Raw genomic sequence first — 18,044 nt, 5'->3', positions numbered from 1 at the left:
GGCGATTTAAACGCGCTGGGTTGAGTCCATAGCCCAGACTGGTCTTAACTGTCAGATATAACAAACACAATAACCGTGCTGGTTCTGTTGTTTGAAGCATCCGCAGAGGTGCGCATTCAGCAGTGATGTAGCCGCACGCATGGAATGCCTGCTTGCAGGGGGTGAATATGCGTTGTCGTGAATGGCTTGCTACTGCTGTGATGCTGTGGCCGCTAGGATTGGGGTCGTCCGCAGCTTGGGCCACTGGCACCAAAGAAGGTGTGGATTACGGTTCTCGTTGGAATATGCCCACTGGGGTAACGGAAATCAGCCGTGAGGTGCACTCACTGCATATGATTATCTTCGCCATTTGCGTGGCGATCGCCGTGGTGGTGTTTGGGGTTATGTTCTGGTCGTTGATTCGATATCGCCGCAGCCAGAATAAACAAGCCGCTCATTTTCACGAAAGTACCGCCATTGAACTGCTGTGGACGGCGGTTCCTGTGGTGATATTGGTGGTTATGGCGGTGCCTGCCACGGCTACCTTGAAAAAAATCTACGATCCCAGCGACGCCCAGGTCGATGTTTTGGTGACGGGTTATCAGTGGCGTTGGCGCTACGAATTTTTAAATGAAGACGTGGCGTATTTTTCTAATTTGTCGACACCGCTCGATCAAATAGAGGGTCAGCAGCAAAAAACCGATACCTATCTGTTAGAGGTGGATGAGCCCCTGGTGCTGCCAATTAATACCAAAGTACGCTTCTTGCTAACCTCCAATGATGTGATTCATGCCTGGTGGGTGCCGGAGCTGGCGGTTAAAAAAGATGCCGTGCCTGGTTTTATTAACGAAAGCTGGACTCGTATTGAGCAGCCGGGTACCTATCGTGGCCAATGTGCGGAGCTGTGCGGTCGCAATCACGGCTTTATGCCGATAGAGGTCAAAGCCGTTAGCGAGCAAGAGTTTCAGCAGTTTTTGGCAGAAAAACGTGAAATTGCGCTGGCCGAAAAAGCCAAAGAAGCCAAGCTATGGAGCATGGATGAGCTGATGGAAAAAGGTGAAGCCGTTTACACCACCTACTGCTCAGCTTGCCATCAACCTGGCGGCCAAGGCCTACCGCCTGCTTTCCCAGCATTGGCAGGGAATCCCAATATGAAAAACGCCAGTGGTCTGCAAGGTCATATCGAGCGAGTACTGTACGGAAAATCGGGTACCGCTATGCCTGGTTTTGCTGAGACCTTGTCGGCAGCGGATATTGCCGCAGTGGTAACTTATGAGCGCAATGCCTGGGGCAATGACAGTGGCGATACTGTTCAGCCAGACACGATTAATCAAATCCGTTCAGGGGAGGAATGAGTATGCAACTGGACACGGAACACACTCATGCTCCAGAAGTGAGTGGACCACTGCGTTGGCTGTTGACAACTAACCACAAAGAAATAGGTACCTTGTATTTATTTTTCTCGTTATCCATGTTGCTGGTGGGCGGGGTTATGGCGTTAGTGATTCGGGCCGAATTGTTTCAGCCTGGGTTGCAGCTAGTCAATCCAGAATTTTTTAACCAAATGACCACTATGCACGGTCTGATTATGGTTTTTGGTGCGGTGATGCCAGCTTTTGTTGGTTTGGCAAACTGGATGATTCCGCTGCAAATCGGCGCGCCAGATATGGCCCTGCCAAGGCTTAATAACTTTAGCTTTTGGCTGTTGCCCATCGGTTTTAGCTTGTTGTTGGCAACCTTGTTGATGGAAGGCGGTGGGCCTAACTTTGGCTGGACCTTTTATGCGCCTTTATCGACGACCTATGCGCCGGCATCAACCAGCTTCTTTATTCTGTCGATTCATATCGCCGGTATTAGCTCCATTTTGGGTGCGGTTAATATTATTGCCACCATCCTGAATTTGCGCACACCCGGTATGCGCTTAATGGATATGTCGCTGTTTGTCTGGACTTGGTTGATTACGGCCTTCTTACTGATAGCGGTCATGCCTGTGTTGGCCGGTGTGGTTACTATGATGCTGTTAGATATTAACTTTGGTACCAGCTTCTTTAATGCAGCGGGTGGTGGTGATCCGGTATTGTTCCAGCATTTATTCTGGTTCTTTGGTCATCCCGAAGTGTACATCATGATTTTGCCAGCCTTTGGCATTGTCTCTTTGATTGTGCCGACGTTTTCACGTAAGCGACTGTTTGGTTATAAATCCATGGTGTATGCCACGGCTTCTATTGCCATCCTGTCGTTTGTGGTGTGGGCACACCATATGTTTACCGTCGGGCTACCTTTAGAAGCCCAACTGTTCTTTATGTATATGACCATGCTGATTGCTGTGCCGACTGGGGTGAAGGTGTTTAACTGGATCGCGACCTTGTTCCGTGGCTCGATCAGCTTTGAAGTGCCTATGTTATTTGCATTAGCCTTTATTGTGCAGTTCACCATAGGGGGGCTTTCGGGTGTGATGTTGGCCATCGTACCGGCTGATTATCAGTACCACGATACCTATTTTGTGGTTGCTCACTTCCATTATGTGCTGGTGCCTGGAGCCATTTTTGCCATCATAGGTGGTGTTTATTATTGGCTGCCGAAATGGACGGGCTATTACCCCAGCGAAAGTTTGGGGAAACTGCATTTTTGGTTATCGGTAATCGGTGTCAATTTAACCTTCTTCCCCATGCACTTTTCTGGCTTGGCGGGCATGCCGCGGCGGATTCCAGATTACGCACTGCAGTTTGCCGACTTTAATATGTTGTCTTCGTTTGGTGCTTTCCTGTTCGGCTTATCGCAAATCTTGCTGATGGTCGTGGTGTATCAGTGCATCCGTGGTGGTAAGCCTGCGCCGGCCAAACCTTGGGAAGGCGCTGAAGGCTTGGAATGGACGGTGCCCAGTCCGGCGCCTTTGCATACCTTCTCTGAGCCACCGCCGTTTGTGCCTGAGCGTGACTCGCCTAGCCGGGCTTGAGATGTAAATATGACGAGCCAGCAGCAGGCAGTTAAAAAAACACTGTGGCAGTTGTCCGGACTATTGCTGGCCATGGTGTTGTTCACCATGGCGCTGGTGCCCTTGTACGATGTCTTTTGCGAAGTGACCGGCTTAAATGGCAAGGCCAGGCAAATGTCTCTAGAGCAAATACGGGACAGCTCATTGCTGTCCACCCATCGTACATTGGAAATGCAGTTTGTGACCCGTGTGGGCACTGGGCTGCCGATATCGTTCGAGGCAGAAAGCGGTCGTCAGTCGCCAATTTTTAACGGCCGCAATCAAACTCATTTTACCTTCCATAATGAGGGCAATAAGGATCTGCTGATCCGCACGGTACCCAGTATCAGTCCGGCAGAAGCCAGCCCCCATGTGTTAAAAATCGAATGTTTTTGCTTTCAGGAAATGGTGTTGAAAGCAGGCGAAAAAAAAGAGGTGGGGCTGATGTACATGATCGGTGCAGGGTTGCCTGAGCATGTGGCTGATATCACCTTATCTTATACGGTTTACCCCGTTGAATCGGTGAATCTCACCCAGGAGGATTCGTTATGAGTGGTTCCTATTATGTGCCGGCGTCCAGTCGTTGGCCTATTGCCGCCGTGGCAGCAATTTTATTAATTGCCCTTGGTGCTGGAAATGAGCTGGCATTTGGCCGTGGTGGCATGCTGCTGGTGTTTGGCCTGATTGGTATCTTGTGGGTGATTTATCACTGGTTTGCTGATGTGGTGTATGAATCGAGAGCGGGTTTGTACGATGCGCAAATGGACCGCTCATTTCGACAAGGTATGGGCTGGTTTATTTTCTCCGAGGTGATGTTTTTCTCGGCGTTCTTTGGTGCGTTATTTTATGTGCGCACCTTTGCCATTCCCTGGTTGGATGGTGAAGGTGCCAAGGGTATTACCGCTTTGCTGTGGCCTGACTTTACCGCCAGTTGGCCGCTCATGTCGCCACCGTCAGCCGAAGTGGCGGGGCCAGAGGGGATTATCGACCCTTGGCATTTACCGCTGGTGAATACCATTTTGTTGGTGACTTCCAGTGTTACGCTGACCTTTGCTCATCATGCGCTCAAGGCTAATCATAGATTTGCATGCATTAATTGGTTGGCGGTCACCTTGCTGTTGGGAGCGGCCTTTTTGGTGGTGCAAGGCATTGAATATGTTGAGGCCTATGAACAGCTGGGCTTGACGCTGCAAGCCGGCATTTACGGCAGCACCTTTTTCCTACTTACCGGTTTTCATGGTATGCACGTGACACTGGGTGCCTTGATACTGGCCAGTATCTGGCTGCGACTGATGAACGGCCATTTTTCTGCCGATCAACATTTTGGTTTCGAGGCCGCTGCCTGGTACTGGCACTTTGTTGATGTGGTGTGGATAGGGCTGTTTTTATTCGTATACGTGTTCTGATTTAGCCCAGTGCGCCACTGGCAAAGCCATACACCAGGGCGCACATTAAACCCACGGCGCAAAAAATGCGCAGTTTTAACGATGTGAGCAAGCGTTTTGACCCGCTACCGTCTTTGAGTAAAAAGCCAACGCCAGCCAGTAAACTGAGCAGCATGATAATAAAAAGAATGGCGATCAGAATTTTTAACATAAATAACCTAACGTCCTGTGGTCTGTGTGAGAGTAGCGCATGGCAGTGATTGTGAGGTCAAGTCGAGCATCTCATTGGCCGCCATTACGTCTTATTTGGTGGTCATTCTGGCTACTATTGGTCACTGTTGGTGTGAGCTTATCGCATTGGCAATGGAGCCGGGCAGAGCAAAAACAACAGTTATTGGCCCCAAAGGCTGTGTGGAATGAAGCATCGAGCAGTCGCTGGCCGCAACCAGGCCAGCAGGTGATGATTCATGGTCGCTGGTTATCTGAGCACAGGTTTTGGCTGGATAATCGACAGTATCAGGGCCAGGTGGGTGTGTCTTTAATTACTCCGCTGCAAGGTGCTGATGGTCGTGTTTATTTGGTTGATCGCGGTTTTGTGGCCACCCAAGGCAGTCGCAAAGCGCTGGCATTGCCTGAGCCGGTTAATGCAGAGGCGATGATCGAAGGTCGTTTTCAGTCCCTTATTTCGTCCCCTTTTGTGCTCGGCGCCTTGCAGGAGGGCAATCGCTTGCAGGCGTTGCAGTTGCAAGACTGGCAGCAGCGCCTTGGTATTTCAGAGTCCCTGGCCACGGGAGTGGTGCACCAGAGCAATGGCGCCTGGCCAGCCTGGTGGGCACCATTTGAACGTATGCCGCCGCAACGCCATTTGGGTTATGCCTTGCAATGGTTGTTACTGGCGTTGGCTGCTGTTTGCATGGCCGTATTGGCAGATCCATGGAGGTAAATCATATGTCGTTGTCGCAATGGAAGTTATTGGGCTTATTGCTATTGCTGTCGGCACCAGTGCCAGTGGCTTGGGCCATGTGGCACTGGCAGCTAGGGATTCCTGACGGGGTCGGTGTTAGTGCTGAGGTGCAGCCCGATGTGCCGCTATTGTCTGATTGGTTGCCGGATTACTACCAGCCCGATGCAGACTTTTATTTACTGATTAATTGCCAGCGTTCAAGCTGCCCGGCAGAGCGTATATGGCGCATACATCGAGCATTGGGAAAAGATGCCAAACGCATTTGGCGTTGGCGCTTTGACTCGCAAGCCAGCAGTGCCTTACCAGGTGAAACCATTACTAAAAGTACAATAGCAGATGACTCACCGTTATTGCTGGCCGATGCCGATGGTCGCATTGTGCTGCGCTTTCAACGATTGGACGATAAACAGGTACTGAGCGATCTGCGTTATGTGTTAAAGCGAGCACCCGCTGCTCCTGATTATTGGCCGGAGCAACAAGATGACTAAATCATTAATTAATATTCAGCGTTTGGCCGTGTGTGCTGCTTTTTTTAGTGTGGTAGTGATTTTATTTGGCGTCGCTACGCGGTTGATGGATGCAGGGCTGGGTTGCCCAGACTGGCCTGGCTGTTACGGAAAGCTGGTGGTGCCGGATGAAACAACGGCCGCCGCTTTTGCCGCTCAACCATTAGAGCCCGTTAAGGCATGGATGGAAATGATTCATCGCTATTTAGCATCGGCATTGGGTGTGATGGCGTTGATGTTATTTGCCATCGCGTTTCGGATACGCGGTGAACATCGAGCTACTTTTCGCTGGGCAACGGCTTTGCTTGTGATGGTCATGCTGCAAGGGGCCTTTGGTGCCTGGACAGTAACGCTAAAACTTTGGCCTCAGGTGGTCACGGCACATTTATTAGGTGGACTGACCTGTTTATCACTACTGGTTGCCTTGGTGTTGAGTTGTCGTAGGCATCGTGGTGTCGCTTTAACGGTAAAAAGCACTCGCGAAATGCGTCAATGGCTAGCGCTACTGAGTTTTGTGTTGGTGTTGCAGATCGCTTTGGGGGGATGGACATCCAGCAATTATGCCGGCGTAGGCTGTGTTGGTTTTCCTCAATGCAATGGCGAATGGTGGCCGGCAATGGATATGTCGGAAGGCTTTCATCTTAGCCAGACCATAGGGCCGCATTATTTATATGGTCAGCTGCATTCTGAAGCGCGTACCGCCATTCATTTTGTGCACCGGCTAAATGCCCTGTTGCTAGGACTGGTGATTGTCTTGGCGGGCTGGCGCGCAGCCAAGTTGCAGTCGGCGGCAAGGCGGCCGTTGTTGTTGGCATTGGCGGCGTTCTGCTTACAGTTGTTGCTCGGTGTGATGTTAGTGACTCAGGGCATGCCGTTGTGGGTAGCGCTGGCACATACCGCTGGTGCTGTGGCCTTGCTGTTATTGCTGTGGTGGGCTTGGCATTTGTCGGGTCAATGGCAGATGCAAACACATCCTGAGCTGGTCAAGGGAGGAGTTCAATATGAGTGATATGGTACTGGCAGCAAAGTTTCGCTGGCGCGATTATTGGGAGCTAGGCAAGCCACGAGTCGTGGCGCTTATGTTGGTGTGTGCCTTGGTAGGAGCACTGCTGGCGCGACCACAGCTACCGGATCTGCAGTTATTGCTGCTGGCCATGTTAGGCATTGCGCTGGCGTCTATGGGAGCTGCAGCCTTTAATCATTTGCTTGATCAGCGCTTTGATCAATTAATGGCGCGCACTGCGCGCCGGCCATTTGCTCAGCAACGGTTAACGGCAGTGCAGGTATTAACCTATGCCTCATTGTTGTCGTTAGCGGGTTTATTGTTATTGGCGGTAACGGTAAATTCGCTGACCGCCTGGCTGACGGCAGCTTCTTTACTAGGTTATGCGCTGATTTATACCGCCTTTTTAAAACACGCGACGCCGCAAAATATCACCATTGGTGGCCTGGCTGGTGCCGCACCGCCGCTGCTGGGGTGGACCGCCATTAGCGGTCAGTTGGAAGGCGGTGCGGTATTATTGGTGTTAATTATTTTCGCCTGGACGCCAGCGCACTTTTGGGTGCTGGCAATACATAAGCGCGACGAATACAGCCAGGCCGGTGTGCCTATGTTGCCGGTCACCCATGGGGATACGTTTACTCGTTTACAAGTGTGGCTGTACGCTTGGCTCACCTTAGTAGCCAGTTTATTGCCCTTTGTTACCGCCATGAGCGGTTGGCTTTATTTGTTATTGTTGTTGCCGCTGAATGCCCGTTGGATGTGGTTTAACTGGCGAGTGTACCGGCATCGACACGATGTTAATGCGCCGATGCAGGCATTTTGGTATTCAATTCGCTACCTTTTGTGTCTGTTTGCTGCACTCTTGCTCGATCACTTTGTGCGGCTCTGAGGCTAATAGGCGCGCAAGCAGCGCGTCTTTTTTCTTCCAGATAGCCGATGTCCATTGCTGCATTTCTTGGCGCAGCTGTAAGTCATTTTGATAGTCGCCATGGCAGAAATGCGGTGGAATCGGGATTTCTTCAATCACCATGCGAATAAAAGCAACCCGGCCACACATTAAATCCCAAAAACTCGGCGTGCCATAAGGGTAGGCGATGGTGACATTCGTGAGGGCATCAAAGCGTTCTCCCAGTGCTTGAATGGCAAAGGCCAACCCACCGGCTTTGGGTTTTAATAGATGCTGATACGGCGATTGCTGCTGACGGTGCTTGGCCGCTGTGAGGCGTGTGCCTTCTAGAAAATTCATCACACTGGTGGGTGTTTGGGAAAACTTTTCACAGGCGCGCTGAGTTTCTAACAAATCCTGTCCGGCTTTTTCAGGGTGTTTTTTTAGATAGTCCTTGGAGTAACGGCGCATAAAGGGAAAGTCCAATGCCCACCATGCTTGGCCAACGATGGGCAAATAGCCAAGTTCGTGTTTGATAAAGAACTTCAGCAGCGGAGCTTTGCCTAGATAGACCTGATAGAGAGCAAAGATATCGACCCAGCTTTGGTGATTGGCGGTAATCAGATACCAGCCATCGGCTCGGCTGCGCTCCAGCCCCTGGATATCCCACTGTACTTTGCCAACATGATTGATCCACCACAAAATGCCTTGAATCCATAGACTGGCGATGGCCACAATAGCTGGGTCGGCGATGCGTTGACGCAATGGCGGCAGCAGTATTTTTACGGCAATCATGGCGTACAGAAATACCCCTAGAAATACTGTGTACAGCAGCAGTGCTAGTGCACTGATAATGCCTGTGAAAGTTGAGCCGGATGGACTCGCGCTATTATTTGCCATGAATCAGCGTTCCCAAATAAATCTGCTTAGGATACTACTGTTTTTTGCATCCAGATCAATTTGTTAGGCGCTGTTTTGAGTGAACTGTTGGTCATTTATTGTGAGTTGTTATGCAACATAGAATTCAAATAGATCCAGGCTGGCTCACTATCGCTGCCCCCATCACCGAGACGGATCTCCATCAACACACGTGCTGGCAAGTGGTGCTTGGCCATGATTGGCAGTTGCTGCTTGATGATCGGACGTTAACTGGCTCTTATGTTATCGCGCTGGCACCTGGTGTGAGGCATGCTTTAAGGCTGACCCAAGGGGCCGTGATATTGCTCGAGCAGCAAAGCGCAGTCGGTCGTTGGCTAAGGCAAGCGTGCGCCGGCAAGGGTTACTTTCCAATAGGCTGTGACCCGGCGTTAACTCCCGATGCGTTTCGCCGCTGGATTGAACTGCAAAGCCAAACCCACGAGGTGGCCATGGATGCTCACATAAGTCAGCTGTTAGCACAGTTGGATGGCTGTTTGGTGGCTGATTGCATTAAACCTTCACAATGGCGAGCGGCGCAGGTGGCGCAGCAGTTGGGCTGGTCTGAAAGTCATTTTTTGCATCGCTTTAAACAGTCTATGGGAGTGCCCTGGCGACCGTATTTAAAATGGCGGCGTTTGCAGTGCGCCTTATTAGCCTTGCAGCGAGGGCAGTCAGCGACGGATGCTGCTCATGCGGCGGGTTTTTCCGACAGTGCACATCTGTCACGCACTTTTCGCCAGCAGTTTGGCATGACTATTCGACAAGCGTTACGGCAGTTTTTGTAAAGGCCCATCACCAGTTTATTCAAGTATGTTGTTGCTCAGCCTCGTAATCTGGTGGCATATGACCGGAGGTGAGCATGAACGATTATCTGATACACACTGATATGTTGGATTTCCAACAGGTTGATTTGCAAGCGCTGATCGATCAGCGCGGCTGGCGCCAGCTTGATAGTTATGCTGCCATCGGTGCAGTGTACGATTTTGTGCGCGACGAGATTTTGTTTGGCTACAACGCCCATGATGAGCTGAAGGCCAGTCAGGTGCTTGCTGATGGCTATGGCCAGTGCAATACCAAAGGCACATTGTTAATGGCGTTATTAAGGGCGTTGGGTATTCCCTGTCGCTTACATGGCTTTACGATTTTTAATCGCTTGCAGCAGGGCGCCATTCCTAATTGGCTCATGCCATTGGCGCCAGAGCGTATTGTGCATAGTTGGGTAGAAGTCTGGTATCAACAGCGTTGGATTAACCTTGAAGGTTATATCATCGACCAGCGCTATCTAAATCAGATTCAGCATCGCTTTGCCAAACAGGGTGGCGGGGAGAGTGAAAACTGCACGGCATTTAGCGGTTATGGCATAGCGACCACTTGTTTGGCTGAGCCTCAAATCAACTGGCAAGGAGAAGATACCTATATACAACGCCAAGGCATTGCTGATGATTATGGTGTTTTTACCCATCCCGATGATTTTTATCGTCAGCATCGTAATTTAACCGGTGTAAAGCGCTGGTTTTATTGTTACGCATTGCGTCATGTGCTTAATCGCAATGTTAGGCGTATTCGAGATCTCGGGCGCCTCTGATTAATTCGGTGCCCTTGGCATTGATCGTCGTTGAGCAAAATAAAGCGAGGATGAATAGCTTAGGGCCTGTTAACACTATTTCGATCACGCTGTTATGAGATGAAAACCCCGCAATCAAGGCGCGAAGATGGATGTTTAACGAGTTAAATGAAGGATGAGCAACACAGATTGAGGGGTTTTCAGCCATACCCCGAAGGGCTGGCGTCCGTTTTTCCCTGAGTCGCGTTATTCGTTGCTGATTTAACCCGTTAAACCACACGCCTTACTCAAGAAAGAACTAACTTCCAGCAGCAAAGAGCTAAATAGTGTTAACAGGCCCTAGAAAAAAGCCCGGCAAATGCCGGGCCTTTTATTGGGCTAGGTGGAATGGCTAGGAATTATTTATCCGTTGCAATCACAGCCGTTGCCGCTTTTTTGGTGTACTCGTCCATCTTGTCGAAGTTCAAGTACTTGTAGATGTCGGCAGACATGCTATCCAAGTTCTTGGCGTACTCCATGTATTCTGCAGGTGTAGGCAATTTACCCAAGATGCCGCCCACCGCTGCCAGTTCCGCAGAGGTCAGGTACACATTAGCGCCATCACCCAAACGGTTAGGGAAGTTACGCGTTGAGGTCGACAGTACCGTGGTGTTTGGAGCTACACGCGCCTGGTTACCCATGCACAAAGAACAGCCCGGCATTTCGGTGCGAACGCCTGAGGTGCCGTAGATGTTGAAGTAGCCTTCTTCCATCAGCTGAGCTTCGTCCATCTTAGTCGGTGGCGACATCCAGAAGCGCGTCGACAGACCGCCTTTGTTTTGAGCCAGCAGTTTACCCGCCGCACGGAAGTGACCGATGTTGGTCATACAGGAGCCGATAAAGACTTCATCAACACTGTCGCCAGCCACTTCAGACAGATATTTGGCATCGTCTGGGTCGTTCGGGCAGCACACGATCGGCTCTTTAATGTCGGCCAGATCAATTTCGATCACGTGAGCGTACTCAGCGTCTTTGTCGGCGCGCATCAGGCTTGGGTTAGCCAACCAGGCTTCCATGGCTTGTGCACGACGTTCCAGAGTACGAGGATCGCCATAACCTTCGGCAATCATCCAGCGCAGCATGACGATGTTAGAGCGCAGGTACTCAGCAACGGACTCTTCCGACAGGTTGATGGTACAACCCGCAGCAGAGCGCTCTGCAGAGGCATCTGATAGCTCAAACGCTTGCTCAACGGTCAGATTTTCCAGGCCTTCGATTTCCAGGATGCGACCTGAGAATTCGTTGATCTTGCCTTTTTTCTCAACCGTTAACAGACCTTGCTTGATGCCGTACAGAGGAATGGCATGCACTAGGTCACGCAGGGTGATGCCAGGCTGCATCTTGCCTTTAAAGCGCACCAGTACAGATTCCGGCATATCCAGTGGCATCACACCGGTGGCGGCAGCAAAGGCCACCAGGCCAGAACCGGCTGGGAACGAAATACCCATTGGGAAACGGGTGTGTGAGTCACCACCGGTACCCACGGTATCTGGCAGCAGCATGCGGTTCAGCCAAGAGTGGATGATGCCGTCACCCGGACGCAGTGCAACACCGCCACGGGTTTGAATAAAGTCTGGCATGGTGTGCTGCATTTCAACGTCAACCGGCTTTGGATAAGCTGCGGTGTGACAGAAAGATTGCATCACCAAGTCGGCTTGGAAGCCCAAGCACGCTAGGTCTTTCAGTTCATCACGGGTCATAGGACCTGTGGTGTCTTGAGAGCCGACGGTGGTCATTTGTGGCTCGCAGTAGGTGCCAGGACGAACGCCTTGACCGTCTTCCAGGCCACATGCCTTGCCGACCATCTTCTGCGCCAGGCTAAAGCCTTTAGAGCCTGCTTCTGGGTCAACGGGCAAGCGGAAAGTATCCGATGCGCCCAGGCCCAGAGCTTCGCGTGCTTTGGTGGTCAGGCCACGACCAATGATCAGTGGGATACGGCCACCGGCTTGAACTTCATCCAGAATGACGTCGGATTTGAATTCAAATTCAGACAATACGTCGCCCGATTCAGACAAAATCTTGCCGTCATATGGGCGAATTTCAATCACATCACCCATGTTGAGGTCGTCAACTGGGGCTTCGAAGACCAAGGCGCCAGCGTCTTCCATGGTGTTGAAGAAAATCGGTGCAACTTTGCCGCCGATACACACACCGCCGCCACGCTTGTTAGGTACACCAGGGATATCGTCGCCAAAGAACCACAACACCGAGTTGGTGGCTGATTTACGTGACGAGCCGGTACCTACAACGTCACCAACAAAAGCAACCGGCAGGCCTTTGGCTTTGATCGCTTCGATCTGAGCCATAGGGCCGGTGACGCCGTGCTCTTCAGGCTCTAAGCCGTCACGCGTCATTTTGTAAGCAGCGCGGGCGTGCAGAGGAATGTCTGGACGAGACCAAGCGTCTGGAGCTGGAGACAGATCGTCGGTGTTGGTTTCACCAGTGACCTTGAACACGGTCATCTTGATGCTTTCGGCGACTTTGTTTTTGCGTGTGAACCACTCGGCGTTGGCCCAGGATTCCATCACGTTTTTGGCGACTGCATTGCCAGCGTCCATTTTGTCTTTAACGTCGTTAAAGGCATCGAACATCAGCAGTGTGCTTTTCAGTTGCTCGCCGGCCAGCTCGGCCAAGCTGGCGTCATCCAGCAGCTCGACCAAGGTAGCGATGTTGTAGCCACCTTGCATCATGCCCAGCAGCTGCACGGCTTTTTCTTTCGAGACCAAAGGAGAGGCCGCTTCGCCTTTGACGATTGCGGTGAGGAAACCGGCTTTAACATAAGCAGCTTCGTCCACGCCTGGCGGGATGCGATTTTCCAGCAGGTCAACCAGGGTTTCTTCTTCGCCTGCAGGCGGGGTTTTTAACAGCTCGACCAAAGCGGCTGTTTGCTCAGCATTCAGAGGCTTTGGCGGAACGCCTTGCTCTGCACGCTCAGCGACGTGAGCACGATAAGCTTCTAACACGGTTATATCCTCGTCTCGTTATATCTGTCGCACTACCAGGTCCGGCTTGTGGCCGGCATGGCCGACGGATGGTTGCACGTCCTACTGGGTGTTGCGGCGAATCAAACTGGCATGCCTGGGACATCACCAGCGCCGTCAGGGCGGTAGTGACAGGACTTGCGAACGCCAGATGTCGCAACAAACCTCAAATGGATTTCCGGGCGCAAGTATAGGTCATTGGCGTTTTTGGGTTAAGGAAGGCGTTGATGGAATAGGTTATTAATTGCTCGCATTCTGCTTATATTCACTATTTCCTGAGTGAATGCGACATCTCACGCCCCTTGTAACGGTGAAATATCAGCAAAAACAACCTTGCAAGGTGTTATTTTGCTGTCCGCAGTATTCATGTCATTGTCACTGGCGGGCTCTGTTGCCAGAATAACGGCTGATGGATTATCTGAGATTACGCCGTGCGAATACTGGCTGATGAAAACATTCCCCTAATTGATGAATTTTTTGCTGACTTAGGCAGCATAGAGCGCCGCCCTGGCCGCCAGTTGTGCCGCGATGATTTGCAGCAAACCGACGTATTGCTGGTGCGATCCGTTACCCAGGTGGATGAGTCGTTATTGTCCGGTACGCCGGTCAAGTTTGTCGCTACCGCCACGATTGGCACTGACCATATCGATGTGGACTATTTGCAGCGCCAGAACATAGGTTTTGCCAGTTCGCCTGGCTGTAACGCCCAGGCGGTGGTGGATTATGTGCTCAGTTGTCTGAGTGTGTTGACCGACAGTCGTGGTCAGGCGTTTAGTGACTTAACGGTGGCGGTTGTTGGTATTGGCAATGTGGGTGGTCTGTTGCGCCAGCGACTGGAGGCCATGGGAGTCACAGTGCTGGCCGTTGACCCGTTTAAGGACCCAGAGGAGGTGGGGGATCTGGTCACATTGCAGCAGGCGCTCAAGGCCGATGTGGTGACCTTGCACACACCCTTGACCACAGACGGAGAGCACCCAACTCGACATTTGATCTCAACCGCTCAACTTGAGCAAATGCAGCACAACGCCTGCTTGATTAATACCTGTCGTGGTGACGTGGTGGATGGCAAGGCGCTACTACAGCATTTGCAGCAGCACGAGCATTTTGAAGCGGTATTGGATGTGTGGGAAAACGAGCCTTACCTGGATTTGGCGTTGATGAATCGGGCGATGATCGCAACGCCGCACATCGCAGGCTATTCACTGGATGGAAAAATGCGTGGTACGGAAATGATTTACCATGCCGTCAGCGAATTTTTGGGGCTGCCGGTACGCTGCAAATTAGCGCAGTTTTTACCCGAGCCTGGCATTAAACGTATTAACTTCTCCGATCGGGTGCCGGTGCATCAAGCCATTCGCACCGCCATTCGTGTTGCTTACGAGGTGCGTGTTGATGATGGCGTCATGCGCTCTGCCATGCGTCGCAGTCAGGATATGCGTGCCACTTTTGATCAACTGCGACGGGACTATCCGTTGCGTCGTGATATTCCGGTGCTTAAAGCTGGAGTGCCTGCCCGCTGCCAGGATCTGGGCAAAGCGCTGGAAGCGGTCGGCTTTGATGTGCGAGTAAAATAGAGCGGCTAAATCAGCTGGTTATGGCACAAAATGTGAGCTTGCAGTAGGCGCCCTAACATTAGGGTGTCACCTTGCAAGCGGGCGTATTCCAATGCGTGGGCCAGGGTCTGACTGGGATCTTGGTCGACGGCTTTCATAAGCCGGGCAAAGGCTTTTGACGTTAATACAAAATCATCGACTGAGCGGCAGGCATCGCGTGCGCCGAAACGCACAAAACCTTCGTCTTGCAGCCATTGAACCGTACCCAGTGCGGCCATGTGGCGTGCTGAGTGCAGGCCAAATTCATCCATATCATCTGGGCCTGAAATATCCTCGATAAACAGGGTTTGCTGGCGTGGAAACCAGCGAAAACCCAGTAATAAAGCGGCGGCGCAGTCTTTGTAAAAATCGTCGATATGAACGTCGAGCATGGTCTCTCCGTTAGATCTGGCGATAGCCGGCAAAAAACTGCTGCATGCGTTCCATCGCCGCAGATAAATCTTCTGGACGCGGAAGGAAAACCACCCGGAAATGATCTGGGTAGGGCCAGTTAAACGCCGTGCCATGCACAATCAGAATTTTTTGCTGCTCCAATAAGTCCAGCACCATGCGCTCGTCGTTATGCATATTAAATTTCTGCGTATCGACTTTTGGGAAACAGTACAAAGCGCCTTTCGGCTTCACACAGCTAACGCCGTCGATGGCGTTTAATGCTTGATAAGCGATGTCGCGTTGCTGGCAAATACGACCGCCTGGTGCCACTAAGTCATTAATGCTTTGATAGCCACCCAGCGCCGTTTGAATCGCATGCATGGCGGGCACGTTGGCACACAGGCGCATATTGGCCAGCATATCCAAACCTTCTAGATAATCTTTAGCCAGGTGTTTGGTGCCGCTAATGATCATCCAGCCGGCGCGAAAACCTGCCAGGCGATAATTCTTTGATAAGCCGTTAAAGGTAATGACTAATAAATCATCAGCCAGGGAAGCGGTTGATATATGCTCGGCACCATCAAATAAAATTTTGTCGTAAATCTCGTCGGAAAACACCACCAGCTGATGCTCGCGAGCAATCTCCAGCATGCCTTTTAATATCTCTGGTGGGTACACGGCACCGGTCGGATTATTGGGGTTGATCAACACCATCGCCCGGGTTTTATCGGTGATTTTGCGGCGCATGTCGTCGAGGTCAGGAAACCAGTCGCTGCCTTCGTCGCATACGTAATGCACAGCGCGGCCGCCGGCCAGGCTGACTGCGCCGGTCCACAAAGGATAATCGGGCGCAGGTACCAGTACCTCATCACCATTGTTGAGCAAGCCCTGCATGCTCATCACAATCAGCTCGCTGACGCCATTGCCCACGATAATGTCTTCAATGCCGACGTTGGCAATATTTTTCTGCTGGGCGTATTGCATGATGGCTTTACGAGCAGAAAACAAACCACGTGAATCGGCATAGCCTTCAGAATCGGGCAGGTTGTAAATAACGTCCTGGATGATTTCTTCTGGTGCATCAAGGCCAAACGGCTTGGGGTTGCCGATGTTGAGTTTGAGAATGCGGTGGCCTTCTTCTTCCATGCGCTTGGCGGCTTGCAGCACGGGTCCACGAATATCGTAAAAAACGTTGGCCAGCTTATTGGATTTAACGATTTCCTTCATGGAACTACGCACGCCTGTGTTGAATCGAAAGGGAACTGAGCATCATACTCTGAGCTTAGATAAGGCGAAAGTGAGCAAGGGTATCGCATGGCAAAAATTACCAAAACCCCACAACAATGGCGTGAGCAACTGGACGAACACACTTACCGCATTACCCGTGAAGCCGCGACGGAGCGCCCGTTTACTGGGCAGTACTACGATTTTAGCGAAGATGGCACCTATCATTGCGTTTGCTGCGGTGCGGCGCTGTTTTTAAGTCACAACAAATACGATGCTGGTTGTGGCTGGCCCAGTTTTACCCAGCCACTAGAACAAGATGCTGTTGATGAGCATCTGGATACCAGTCACTTTATGGTGCGCACCGAAGTGGTGTGCCATCAATGTGATGCCCATTTAGGCCATGTATTTACCGACGGTCCGGCCGAAAATGGCTTGCGCTATTGCATTAACTCGGCATCTCTCGATTTTGTCGCCACCGGCACGGCAGCCAGTGGCCGACAAGAGCGCGCTTCTGACGCTGAAGACAATCCTGATGAGTCATGAAACATTGGGCTGCAGCGGCGAATAAGCCTTGCAGTCGTTGTCTTTCAGGGTAGTATGTTGCGCACAATCTTAATGTGAGCAATATTCTGAGGTGAGCATGATCTTATCGGGCAATATGAATCGCTTAAATGGCGAGCAACAAGAGCTGGAGCAATACCAGGGTCAGGTGGTGTTGGTGGTCAACACCGCCAGTGCCTGTGGTTTTACGCCGCAATATGAAGGGTTGGAAGCCTTGTGGCAGCGCTACCAAGACGACGGCTTCGTGGTGTTGGGTTTTCCCTGCAATCAGTTCGGTCAGCAGGAAAAGGGCGACAGTGCAGAGATCGGTGCTTTCTGTCAGAAAAACTACGGTGTCAGCTTTCCCATGTTTGCCAAAATAGAGGTGAATGGTGGCAACGCAGCGCCTTTGTATCAGCGTTTGAAAGCCGCTGCGCCCGGCGTGTTGGGTACTGAGGGCATTAAGTGGAATTTCACCAAGTTCCTGATCGGACGTGACGGCCAGGTAATTGGACGTTACGCACCGACTACTAAGCCAGAAGCGCTGAGCCGCGATATAGAAAACGCCTTATCGGCCGAGTGAAGGATGCAAGATGGACCACCATGATGTGCTGCGCCTCGATCAGCAGGTGTGCTTTCCACTTTACAGTCTGTCGCGCCAGGTGACTCAGGCTTACCAGCCGCTGTTAAAGCCGCTGGGCTTAACTTACCCCCAGTACCTGGTCATGCTGGTGTTGTGGCAGGCGCAGCAGGAGTCGCGGTTACCGTTGGCCGTCAACGATTTATGTCGTGAGCTACTGCTGGATACAGGCACGGTAACGCCGCTGCTGAAGCGCATGGAGGCGCGCCAGTGGCTAACAAGGCGGCGCAGCCAACAAGATGAAAGGCGGGTGTTGGTTGATCTCAGCAACGAAGGAAAAGCACTTCGCCAAGCGGCTGAATCGATACCGCAGCAGTTGATGTGTCAGCTGCAGGTGTCTGGCGAGGAGCTGATCGAGCTACGCCAGTTACTGCAGCGTTGGCAGCACCAGTTGTCCGAACTTGGGAAGCTAAGTGAGTAGTGGTGTTGCAATGGCGAAGAGCGACTTTTTGA

At 51.6% G+C, this 18,044-nt stretch carries 19 protein-coding genes; 14 read left to right on the top strand and 5 right to left on the bottom strand.

The features are described 5' to 3' along the window. Window positions 1–167 precede the first annotated feature (167 nt). Genes coxB through AC55FS_RS12930 form a run of 4 tightly spaced genes read left to right on the top strand, consistent with a single transcriptional unit; the run spans window position 168 to window position 4,359 of the window. The gene (gene coxB / locus AC55FS_RS12945; protein ID WP_496932671.1) at window positions 168–1,334 is read left to right on the top strand and encodes a cytochrome c oxidase subunit II; all 1,167 of its coding nucleotides are present in this window, start codon (window positions 168–170) and stop codon (window positions 1,332–1,334) included. Between the two features lie 2 nt (window positions 1,335–1,336). Further along, window positions 1,337–2,935 (top strand): cytochrome c oxidase subunit I, encoded by a 1,599-nt coding sequence (ctaD, locus tag AC55FS_RS12940; protein ID WP_496932670.1) that lies wholly within the window; start codon window positions 1,337–1,339, stop codon window positions 2,933–2,935. A 9-nt stretch (window positions 2,936–2,944) separates the two neighbouring features. Next, on the top strand, window positions 2,945–3,505 hold the full coding sequence (locus AC55FS_RS12935) for a cytochrome c oxidase assembly protein (RefSeq protein WP_496932669.1): 561 nt from the start codon (window positions 2,945–2,947) through the stop codon (window positions 3,503–3,505). Continuing rightward, window positions 3,502–4,359: a cytochrome c oxidase subunit 3 gene (locus AC55FS_RS12930; RefSeq protein ID WP_496932668.1), complete on the top strand. Its 858-nt coding sequence runs from the start codon at window positions 3,502–3,504 to the stop codon at window positions 4,357–4,359. Before AC55FS_RS12935 ends, AC55FS_RS12930 begins: the two co-directional genes overlap by 4 nt. Before the next feature lies 1 nt (window position 4,360). Here the strand turns inward: AC55FS_RS12930 and AC55FS_RS12925 are convergent, their stop codons facing one another. Further along, on the bottom strand, window positions 4,361–4,549 hold the full coding sequence (locus AC55FS_RS12925) for a DUF2909 family protein (RefSeq protein WP_496932667.1): 189 nt from the start codon (window positions 4,547–4,549) through the stop codon (window positions 4,361–4,363). A 39-nt stretch (window positions 4,550–4,588) separates the two neighbouring features. Here AC55FS_RS12925 and AC55FS_RS12920 point away from each other — a divergent pair, with 39 nt between their 5' ends. From AC55FS_RS12920 to cyoE, 4 genes are read left to right on the top strand one after another with little or no spacing between them, the layout of a single operon-like run. Continuing rightward, window positions 4,589–5,281, top strand: coding sequence for an SURF1 family protein (locus AC55FS_RS12920; RefSeq protein WP_496932666.1), 693 nt, complete (start codon window positions 4,589–4,591; stop codon window positions 5,279–5,281). A 5-nt stretch (window positions 5,282–5,286) separates the two neighbouring features. Then, window positions 5,287–5,790, top strand: coding sequence for a hypothetical protein (locus AC55FS_RS12915; protein ID WP_496932665.1), 504 nt, complete (start codon window positions 5,287–5,289; stop codon window positions 5,788–5,790). Further along, the gene (locus AC55FS_RS12910; RefSeq protein WP_496932664.1) at window positions 5,783–6,817 is read left to right on the top strand and encodes a COX15/CtaA family protein; all 1,035 of its coding nucleotides are present in this window, start codon (window positions 5,783–5,785) and stop codon (window positions 6,815–6,817) included. The genes AC55FS_RS12915 and AC55FS_RS12910 overlap by 8 nt, the downstream gene beginning before the upstream one ends. Beyond that, the gene (gene cyoE / locus AC55FS_RS12905; protein ID WP_496932663.1) at window positions 6,810–7,700 is read left to right on the top strand and encodes a heme o synthase; all 891 of its coding nucleotides are present in this window, start codon (window positions 6,810–6,812) and stop codon (window positions 7,698–7,700) included. The genes AC55FS_RS12910 and cyoE overlap by 8 nt, the downstream gene beginning before the upstream one ends. Here cyoE and yihG read toward each other — a convergent pair. Beyond that, window positions 7,638–8,597, bottom strand: coding sequence for a 1-acylglycerol-3-phosphate O-acyltransferase, YihG family (gene yihG / locus AC55FS_RS12900; RefSeq protein ID WP_496932662.1), 960 nt, complete (start codon window positions 8,595–8,597; stop codon window positions 7,638–7,640). The two genes, cyoE and yihG, sit on opposite strands and share 63 nt — an antisense overlap. A 110-nt stretch (window positions 8,598–8,707) precedes the next feature. Here yihG and AC55FS_RS12895 point away from each other — a divergent pair, with 110 nt between their 5' ends. Then, complete coding sequence (locus tag AC55FS_RS12895) at window positions 8,708–9,400, top strand: helix-turn-helix transcriptional regulator (RefSeq protein WP_496932661.1); 693 nt, start codon at window positions 8,708–8,710, stop codon at window positions 9,398–9,400. Window positions 9,401–9,474: 74 nt separating this feature from the next. Next, the gene (locus tag AC55FS_RS12890) at window positions 9,475–10,200 is read left to right on the top strand and encodes a transglutaminase-like domain-containing protein (protein ID WP_496932660.1); all 726 of its coding nucleotides are present in this window, start codon (window positions 9,475–9,477) and stop codon (window positions 10,198–10,200) included. A 377-nt stretch (window positions 10,201–10,577) separates the two neighbouring features. Here AC55FS_RS12890 and acnB read toward each other — a convergent pair whose 3' ends face one another. Beyond that, window positions 10,578–13,181: a bifunctional aconitate hydratase 2/2-methylisocitrate dehydratase gene (gene acnB / locus AC55FS_RS12885; protein ID WP_496932659.1), complete on the bottom strand. Its 2,604-nt coding sequence runs from the start codon at window positions 13,179–13,181 to the stop codon at window positions 10,578–10,580. A gap of 449 nt (window positions 13,182–13,630) precedes the next feature. Between acnB and pdxB the strand changes: the two genes are divergently transcribed. Next, window positions 13,631–14,773 (top strand): 4-phosphoerythronate dehydrogenase PdxB, encoded by a 1,143-nt coding sequence (pdxB, locus tag AC55FS_RS12880; protein WP_496932658.1) that lies wholly within the window; start codon window positions 13,631–13,633, stop codon window positions 14,771–14,773. Between the two features lie 5 nt (window positions 14,774–14,778). Here pdxB and AC55FS_RS12875 read toward each other — a convergent pair whose 3' ends face one another. Further along, window positions 14,779–15,183, bottom strand: coding sequence for a hypothetical protein (locus AC55FS_RS12875; RefSeq protein ID WP_496932657.1), 405 nt, complete (start codon window positions 15,181–15,183; stop codon window positions 14,779–14,781). A 10-nt stretch (window positions 15,184–15,193) separates the two neighbouring features. After that, window positions 15,194–16,411, bottom strand: coding sequence for a pyridoxal phosphate-dependent aminotransferase (locus tag AC55FS_RS12870; protein WP_496932656.1), 1,218 nt, complete (start codon window positions 16,409–16,411; stop codon window positions 15,194–15,196). Window positions 16,412–16,498: 87 nt separating this feature from the next. Between AC55FS_RS12870 and msrB the strand changes: the two genes are divergently transcribed. The 3 genes from msrB to AC55FS_RS12855 all read left to right on the top strand — a co-directional run bounded on the left by msrB (window position 16,499) and on the right by AC55FS_RS12855 (window position 18,012). After that, window positions 16,499–16,954, top strand: coding sequence for a peptide-methionine (R)-S-oxide reductase MsrB (gene msrB, locus AC55FS_RS12865; RefSeq protein WP_496932655.1), 456 nt, complete (start codon window positions 16,499–16,501; stop codon window positions 16,952–16,954). Window positions 16,955–17,051: 97 nt separating this feature from the next. Continuing rightward, a complete protein-coding gene (locus tag AC55FS_RS12860) occupies window positions 17,052–17,534 on the top strand; it encodes a glutathione peroxidase (protein ID WP_496932654.1) in 483 nt (160 codons plus the stop codon). Between the two features lie 10 nt (window positions 17,535–17,544). Then, the gene (locus tag AC55FS_RS12855) at window positions 17,545–18,012 is read left to right on the top strand and encodes a MarR family winged helix-turn-helix transcriptional regulator (protein ID WP_496932653.1); all 468 of its coding nucleotides are present in this window, start codon (window positions 17,545–17,547) and stop codon (window positions 18,010–18,012) included. Window positions 18,013–18,044: the final 32 nt, after the last annotated feature.

The sequence above is a fragment of the Bacterioplanes sp. CLAM21 genome (assembly GCF_059641015.1).
Note: the sequence above shows the minus strand (reverse complement) of the source record. Positions and strands in the feature narration are given on the sequence as shown.